Source organism: Marivirga sp., assembly GCF_024636815.1.
Classification (GTDB): Bacteria; Bacteroidota; Bacteroidia; order Cytophagales; family Cyclobacteriaceae; genus Marivirga.
The window spans coordinates 1-7,422 of sequence record NZ_JAGXGF010000087.1 but is presented as its reverse complement, the minus strand read 5'-3'; the positions used below and the strand labels follow the sequence as shown (position 1 = coordinate 7,422).

The following is a 7,422-nucleotide window of genomic DNA, read 5'->3' as shown; positions in this document are numbered from 1 at the left end:
TTCACCAAGGCATCTTTCACATTAAAATAAGAAGACAATATGCTCTTCAACTGCTCTGAGCTCACATTAGAAGTAGAGGCCTGCATCACTTTTTCTTCTTTTGGCTCTTCTTTAGCCGAGTTTGTCTCCGATTTTTTCTCTTGACTACATCCCAATGTTAAGACTGTCAATGCTACTAAACTTACTATTACTTTTTTCATTTTATTTTTTAATTTACTTGGTTACAAATTTAATATTTATTGCTTGATTTTTTAGCTTTTTTCTTTCGCTTAATCTTCGTGGTAACGAAAAACAATAAAAAGCCAGAGCTCACCGTCAGCAATCCAAAAAAAGAAAAAGCTCTGATTAAAGTATTATTAAAGTCATCTCTAGTTTCATAATCCATGGTATGGGTCATCCATAGGAAATCAAACCAGCGCCAATCTCGATGTCTTACCGTTTGGAAATCACCATTTTTAGAATCTACATAAGCAGTAAGTGCTTCTGAGCCTTCAAATTCTATTTGCCACACGGGTAAATCTCTACCTCTGAATTCGTGATGAGCACCCGTTTTAGTAAGAAAGTTTACCTCTGAGATAATATATTGATCCTTAATTTTATTTCGAGCTATCGCCTTTGCCTCCTCACTAGAAATTTCCGGTTTTGATTTACCAGTTTTCGCATTGATTAAAATAGAATCATTTACCCAAAAGTAGGCCTCCCGATTAACGAATTTTAGTTCTAAAGACTGAATATTCATAGTATCAGAATCTAAATTGAAACTTGAAGAACTAATTGACTTTTGCTGAGCAGATTCACGTAAAAAATGATCTCCATGAATTTCATCCAAATCAGTCCAGGTGAAATAGAGTCCACTGATGGTCCAAAAAAGAAACTGGATACCAATTATGACGCCTAAATAGCGATGTGTTTTTCGAAGGTAGTACTTATTGTTTTTTCTCAATTTGAGTTTTTTATAAAAAGATTAAAAAAATGATCCATGAGCATTTTATAACACATAAAAATAATTAATAGCTATACCAATAGCTAACCAAAAGTAAGCAGCAAAAGCTAAATACTTCAAGGTCTTTTCTAATAGTGGGCTTTTGGGTGCCATTTCTTTATGATGCATAACATCCTTTCCTTTAAAGAAACCAATGTATACGAGAACTCCTGAAATAATTAAAAATATTATATTCAGATAAAATGAATAATCTAATTGAAAATGGTCTTTATCAGTTATACTTTTCCCACTGGATGCATCAGGTAACATATCAAAAAGGTTAAAGCCATAATGTAATACCAAAGATGTTACAATTAAAGAAGTGAAAAGTAAAAATAAAATAAAGAAAGACATCTTCCATCCATAATATTTTGCATTGATTCTCAGCACTGGAAATACTACTAAATCACTAAATATAAAGGCCATTACTCCCGCAAAACTTACTCCTTTACCATAAAGTAAGGCTGCCAAAGGAATATTCCCCATTGAACCAATAAATGTTAAAAAAGCTGCGATTGGTCCTGCAATCACATGCTCCAACAAAGTAAGAAATGAAAAAGAACTTTGACCTTCACCAGAATTTATAAATAGGGTTTGAAAAAATGAATCCGGTACGAAAGCAGCTACAATACCTGCGATTGTGAACCCAATGGTAACATCCTTCCAAACCATTTTCCACTCCATGCCATATTGTTTCCCTACTTTAGCCCAGCTTTCTGGTGATTTAAGTTTTTTCTTTAGGGGTGTTGATTCTGAATCATCTTGATCCGCTTGCTTTAAATTATTTCTTGCATTTTCAATAAGTTTTTTTGGCTTAATTATTCTTATCAAAATCCAAGAAATTAAAATAAGAAGAATACCTCCAACATATTCACCCACAACAAATTGCCAACCGAGAAAAATTGAAATTACGATTCCCAGTTCTATCACTAAATTGGTAGATGCTAGCAAAAAAGCTATTGATGATATAAAACTAGCTCCTTTTTGAAATAGAGATTTAGCAGAGGCTAAGGCTGAAAAACTACAAGAGCTACTAATAAACCCAAAAAATGTCCCTAAAAATATGGATTTCGCATTGCTAGCTCCCATAGTCTTATGCATTCTTTCTTCGGTTACAAATACCTGAATCATACTACTAAGTGCATATCCCAAAATGAATGCCCATAGTGCCATCCAAAAAAATCCTACAGACGTATTAGCGGCTTCACCCCACTTCATTAAAAAATCATCCATAAAAATAAATTTTAGTCCCTAATTTTTATTTATAGTATAGAAAAATTGCGCCTCGCTCTTATATAAACCACTGATTCTAATTGATAGTTTTTGTGACCTCCCCGCAACTCAACATGCTCTTCCCGAAATAAGGATTGACTATAGATTCCTCTCGACTTAACCAGTCCGCTCCTTTATCATTATCAGCCATAGGGCAGTGTTGTAAATAAAGCGTCTCAGAAATGGGTTGAAAAGTTTCTGTTACTAGAATCATCCAATCGGATAAGGCTATGAAATTTTTGCGCAAGTCCTCAATGTTATCGTGATGATGAATATGTTCCAGAACCTTTCTTATTTTTCCATGATATTCCATCCATTTTTCATGTGCATCTCCTTGAAATGCCTTCATGTCAATCTTGCCAATAGCTAATTTGAATTCCTTTGCTTTAGCCATAGCTGTTTGAAAATCATCCTTTGTTAATGCATCCTTAAGTTCAAAATATGTATTATAAATCGAACCTAATTCGGATTTTGCACCATCTGATATTTCAATTTCCTCATCGGTTTCTCTATCCTTATTCATCATACTAGGTCTTCCTGATAGCTGAACTGCTGCATCTAAAGTGAAAGTGCCATTCGATACAATCTCCTCTCCTACCTCAAGGCCACTTTTTATGACGTAAGATTCACCCAAGGCTGCACCCAAAGTAACCTCTCGCATTATAAAATTTCCATTTTCTTTTAGATAAATTACCGACCTTTTACCTGTCCAAAGCACTGCAGATTTTGGGATTACAATAGCTTCTCTATCCATATTTTGTTTGGCTTCAACCACACCCGTAACAAACATTTCCGGCTTTAAAATGCCATCTTTATTGGAAACCTCAACCCTAGCAGATGCCACTCTGGTTTGGGCATTCAGTAAAGGGTCAATAAAACTGATGGCCCCCTGAAAAGTCTGTCCGGGTAATCCATTTACACTGTATTCGATTTGAGTACCTTCTTTTACCCATTTCAGCTCCTCTTCATATAAATCAAATAGGATCCATACTTTAGATAAATCTGATATTTCGTAAATAGGCATTCCTCTTTCTACATAATCACCTAATTCAACCATTTTTTCCGTAACCACACCCGAAATATCTGCTTGTATAGGGAAAGTTTCAAGGGCTTTTCCATTTTCCAGAATTTTATCAATTTGACTTTGCCCGATCTTCCAGCGTTTCAATTTTTCTATGGCAGCCTCCAATAACTCCGGCTGGGCATCTTTCATACTTTGTGCTTGCAATAACTCTTCTTGTGCAGTTACTAATTCAGGAGAATAAATGCTAGCTAAATTCTGCCCTTTCCTTACTTTTTCACCCGTAAAATTAATACGTAACTGTTCAATTCTGCCTGGAATATGGGTGGATTGAGTATAAGAATTACGTTCATCCATTTTAACTTTTCCAGTGAGTCTGATTTTACGGCCCATCTCTCCTTTTCCTACTATCACTGTTTGAATGTTAGCTAACTTCATAGCGTTCTCGCTCATTTGAAAGCTGTTAGGATCTAATTCATCACCCATTCCATCCATAGGAATAAGGTCCATACCACAAATAGGGCAATTTCCCGGCTCATTTCTCTTGATTTGAGGATGCATTGAGCACGTCCAAGTGATGTCTTCATCTGCTTCTGCGTGAGTGTGCTCATCTTTCTCCTCAGACGGTGATCCACCAAATAACAACCAACCCAATACAATTCCCAGCGCCAGAACCCCTATAATTTTTAATATGTTTTTATAATTAGTTTTCATAATCTTCTTTCTTAGAAAATAAATATTCAATTCTTGCTTCTGCTATAAAGCCAGCTTTTAAAGCTTCAATTTTTTGTGTCTGATAATCAAGTAAATCCTGATTCATTTGTAAGACTTCATCAAAAGTGCTTACTGAATTGGTAAAGCCTGATAATAAAAGTTTCAATGCCCTTTCCGCGCTTTTAATTTGTCTGTCATACAGTTTCAACCTCTTTTCTGCTTTAAGTAATTCATATTTAGCAGATTCATACTCACTCTTCATTTCATTTACAAGTGCTTCCTGTGCCTTTTCAGCACTTTCTCCCATTAATTCTGCTTGTTTTACAGAGGCCTTATATTTTTTCCTGTAAATAGGCAAAGTGAGTGTTACCATAGGCATTATTGCATCACGGCCATTACCCTCCAGATTTTCTACATCCCGTGGAGATATAATCGAATAATCTAAACCGAACCCTATCATGGGTAGACCTTCTTTTTGGGCCACCGATTGTTGACTTTTGTAGGAGGCTTGCTGCTTTGCTAAAACTTCAATTCCCGGATGCTCAGCAAAGCTTTCATTTTCTAAAATGGAGAGAGATTCAAAAACCAGGGTATCCTGTACTTCAATTTCCGCAGTTATATCTCTATTGAGCAATAAGTTAAATTGCGTCTGCAATGGTTGTCTCAAATCATTTAGCAATTCAATTTCAGTCTGCAATTCATCTCTCCTGATATCAATTTTAACCACATTTACCATAGGTGCATTGGCGCTTTTAAACTGGCTTAATGTTAACTCCTTATAAGAATCCAGTATTTTAAGCTGTTCTTTTTGCAGCGTAATTATTTCATCCAGCGCATATAAATCTGCATATACTGATTTTATCTCAAAGAACAACTGATTTCTTTTGTCCAAGTACTTATAAAAACCAGCTTCTGCCATCAAATTAGCAGCATTCTCTTTGGATTGTAAAGTTCCAAACCATGGAAACATCTGCATAAAGCTAAAGCGAGCCTCCTGTCTACCCACTCTGGTTTCTATCATTCGACCGAAAGCACTTACTGTTAAAGTAGGATCAGGCAATGCTGCCACCTGTGGTGATTGCTGTAGGGCTGCTTCAAACTCGGCATAGGCAGATTGCAATTGAGGATTATTCTCAGCAGCCATTTGCATATACTCTTCAATAGATTGCGCACTTATTTCAGCATTTTTAAGAATGGAGAAAAATACTAGCAAAATGAAAAAGCCCAGTTTTTTCAGATGCAATTTACCTTTGATATCAAATTTCATCTTCCTTATTTTTAAGTTTTAAATTTCTTTTTATGACAGATTCTCTCCATATGGACTGTAAAATAGGCACTACAAAAATGGTCATGATTTGAATGATCATTCCCCCAACAATGGGAATTGCCATAGGCACCATAATATCGGAACCTTTGCCAGTAGAAGTTAGAACTGGAAACAAGGCTATGATGGTCACTGCGGTCGTCATCATTGCAGGCCTTACTCTTTTCGAACCTGCTTCTATTACGGACGACCTCACTTCGCTTACTGTCTGTGGATTATTCTTTTCAAAAACCTGATGAATATAAGTACCCATTAATACTCCATCATCTGTCGCAATTCCAAACAAGGCAATAAATCCTACCCAAACTGCCACACTAAGATTGATGGTGCCCATTTGAAATAAATCCCTCAGATTAACTCCAAATACTGCAAAATCCATAAACCACGGTTGACCGTAAAGCCAAATCATAATAAAACCTCCTGCAAAAGCGACAAAAACTCCTGAAAAGTGAATAGTTGAGGCAATTACCGTCTTGAATTGAAAATATAACAGTAGGAAAATAATCAGTAAACTGATAGGGATAACAATAGCCAAACGTTTTACTGCACGAACTTGATTCTCATAATTACCAGAAAATTTATAGCTCACTCCTGCCGGTACTTTAAGCTCTCCATTATCAATTTTTTCTTGAATATATGCCTGTGCATCGTTTACTACATTTACTTCTGCAAAGCCATCTCTTTTATCAAACAAAACATAGCCGACTAAAAATGTCTCCTCACTTTTGATCATCTGAGGCCCTCTGGTATATTTCAATTCAGCCAATTGCCCTAAAGGAATTTGGGCTCCGGCAGGTGTAGGAATTAAAATATTCTTTAGCGCTTCTGGGTCATCCCTCAACTCTCTAGGGTAACGCACTCTAACAGCATAGCGCTCTCGTCCTTCTACTGTATTTGTTAGCGCCATACCTCCAACCGCAGTTTCCAGTATTTGCTGAACACTTTCAATGGTTAATCCATAACGTGCAATAGCAATTCGGTCTATGTCAATTTCTAAATAAGGCTTCCCTACGGTTCTGTCGGCAAAAACGGCTTCTGATTTTACCGAAGGCACTTCTTTCAACAAATCTTCAAGTTGAAAACCAAAATCTTGAATAGTCTGTAAATCTGGTCCGTAAACTTTTATACCCATAGGTGCTCGCATTCCTGTTTGAAGCATAACCAAGCGAGTTTCTATTGGCTGCAATTTAGGTGCAGAAGTTACCCCAGGCAGTTTAGTTTTCTTTACAATCTCATTCCATATATCATCTGGATTTTGGATTTTAGTTCGCCAATTTCTGTAGTATTTACCGTCTTCATCTATAATTAAATCCTGCGTACTGATTCCTGCAATAATGGCCTGCTCATTTGTGAGAGAATCTCCTGAACGTGTGATAAACCTATTATCTTCATCTACCTTAAAACTGAGCAAATCTCCATCTTCAGAACGCATATACTCAGATTTATAATTAATAATATTCTCGTACATAGAAATAGGCGCAGGATCAAGCGCACTCTCTATTCTCCCAAGCTTACCTACCACCATTTCCACCTCAGGTATCGAATTAACACCCATATCAAGCTTTTGGAGTGTTTCTTTGGTATTTTCTATTCCAGCATGAGGCATAGAAGTAGGCATTAGCAGAAAACTACCCTCATTAAGTGAAGGCATAAACTCTTTACCCACTCCTGGAAAAGTATGCGCCATACTACTCCAAGCTTTTGTGGATTGAATATTCCAACCTACTTTTTCAAAACCTTTGGCTACAAATCCGAAAATTCTAGGAAACCCTAACCAAATCATTAATCCAAATAAAATAGTGACGACAGGCACCATCAAAAAAGTAAATTTATGATTCAAACACCAATTGAGAATGTAGCGGTAGTATTTTACTATTCCCATTAAAGCTAAAAGTGTAATGGCCAATAAAATGATGACGAAGAGGTAGTTCGAAAATAAAGATTTTTGATGACCCAAAGGCACCCATTCTTGTGTTAAAAAAAACACAGTTACCCCTAAAATAATGACCAATGTTATTTGAGTAGAATATTTACCAAGAAACTGAGGATTATACTCTTCCAACAATCTGACGCTTCCTATTAAGACAAGTGCCAGCGGCAGCCAAAAAC

At 36.3% G+C, this 7,422-nt stretch carries 6 protein-coding genes; all 6 read right to left on the bottom strand.

The window, feature by feature from the left end; translation table 11 throughout:
- Window positions 1-200, bottom strand: a 200-nt coding sequence (locus tag Q0L29_RS06525; RefSeq protein WP_296620101.1) for a hypothetical protein, incomplete at its 3' end; no start/stop codon positions are given.
- Window positions 201-229: 29 nt separating this feature from the next.
- Window positions 230-943 carry a PepSY domain-containing protein gene (locus Q0L29_RS06520; RefSeq protein WP_296620100.1) on the bottom strand — a complete coding sequence of 238 codons (714 nt, stop codon included), beginning with the start codon at window positions 941-943 and terminating at the stop codon, window positions 230-232.
- A 45-nt stretch (window positions 944-988) separates the two neighbouring features.
- A complete protein-coding gene (locus Q0L29_RS06515) occupies window positions 989-2,215 on the bottom strand; it encodes a permease (RefSeq protein WP_296620098.1) in 1,227 nt (408 codons plus the stop codon).
- A gap of 76 nt (window positions 2,216-2,291) precedes the next feature.
- A complete protein-coding gene (locus tag Q0L29_RS06510; protein WP_296620097.1) occupies window positions 2,292-3,989 on the bottom strand; it encodes an efflux RND transporter periplasmic adaptor subunit in 1,698 nt (565 codons plus the stop codon).
- Window positions 3,979-5,256, bottom strand: coding sequence for a TolC family protein (locus tag Q0L29_RS06505; RefSeq protein WP_296620095.1), 1,278 nt, complete (start codon window positions 5,254-5,256; stop codon window positions 3,979-3,981). Before Q0L29_RS06505 ends, Q0L29_RS06510 begins: the two co-directional genes overlap by 11 nt.
- Window positions 5,246-7,422, bottom strand: a 2,177-nt coding sequence (locus tag Q0L29_RS06500; RefSeq protein ID WP_296620093.1) for an efflux RND transporter permease subunit, incomplete at its 5' end; no start/stop codon positions are given. The genes Q0L29_RS06505 and Q0L29_RS06500, both read right to left, overlap by 11 nt.

What these genes read in the sequence shown, in the direction of transcription:
- Q0L29_RS06515 (WP_296620098.1), bottom strand. Translation starts at nt 2,215, where the DNA reads ATGGATGATTTTTTAATGAAGTGGGGTGAAGCCGCTAATACGTCTGTA.
- Q0L29_RS06510 (WP_296620097.1), bottom strand. Translation starts at nt 3,989, where the DNA reads ATGAAAACTAATTATAAAAACATATTAAAAATTATAGGGGTTCTGGCG.
- Q0L29_RS06505 (WP_296620095.1), bottom strand. Translation starts at nt 5,256, where the DNA reads ATGAAATTTGATATCAAAGGTAAATTGCATCTGAAAAAACTGGGCTTT.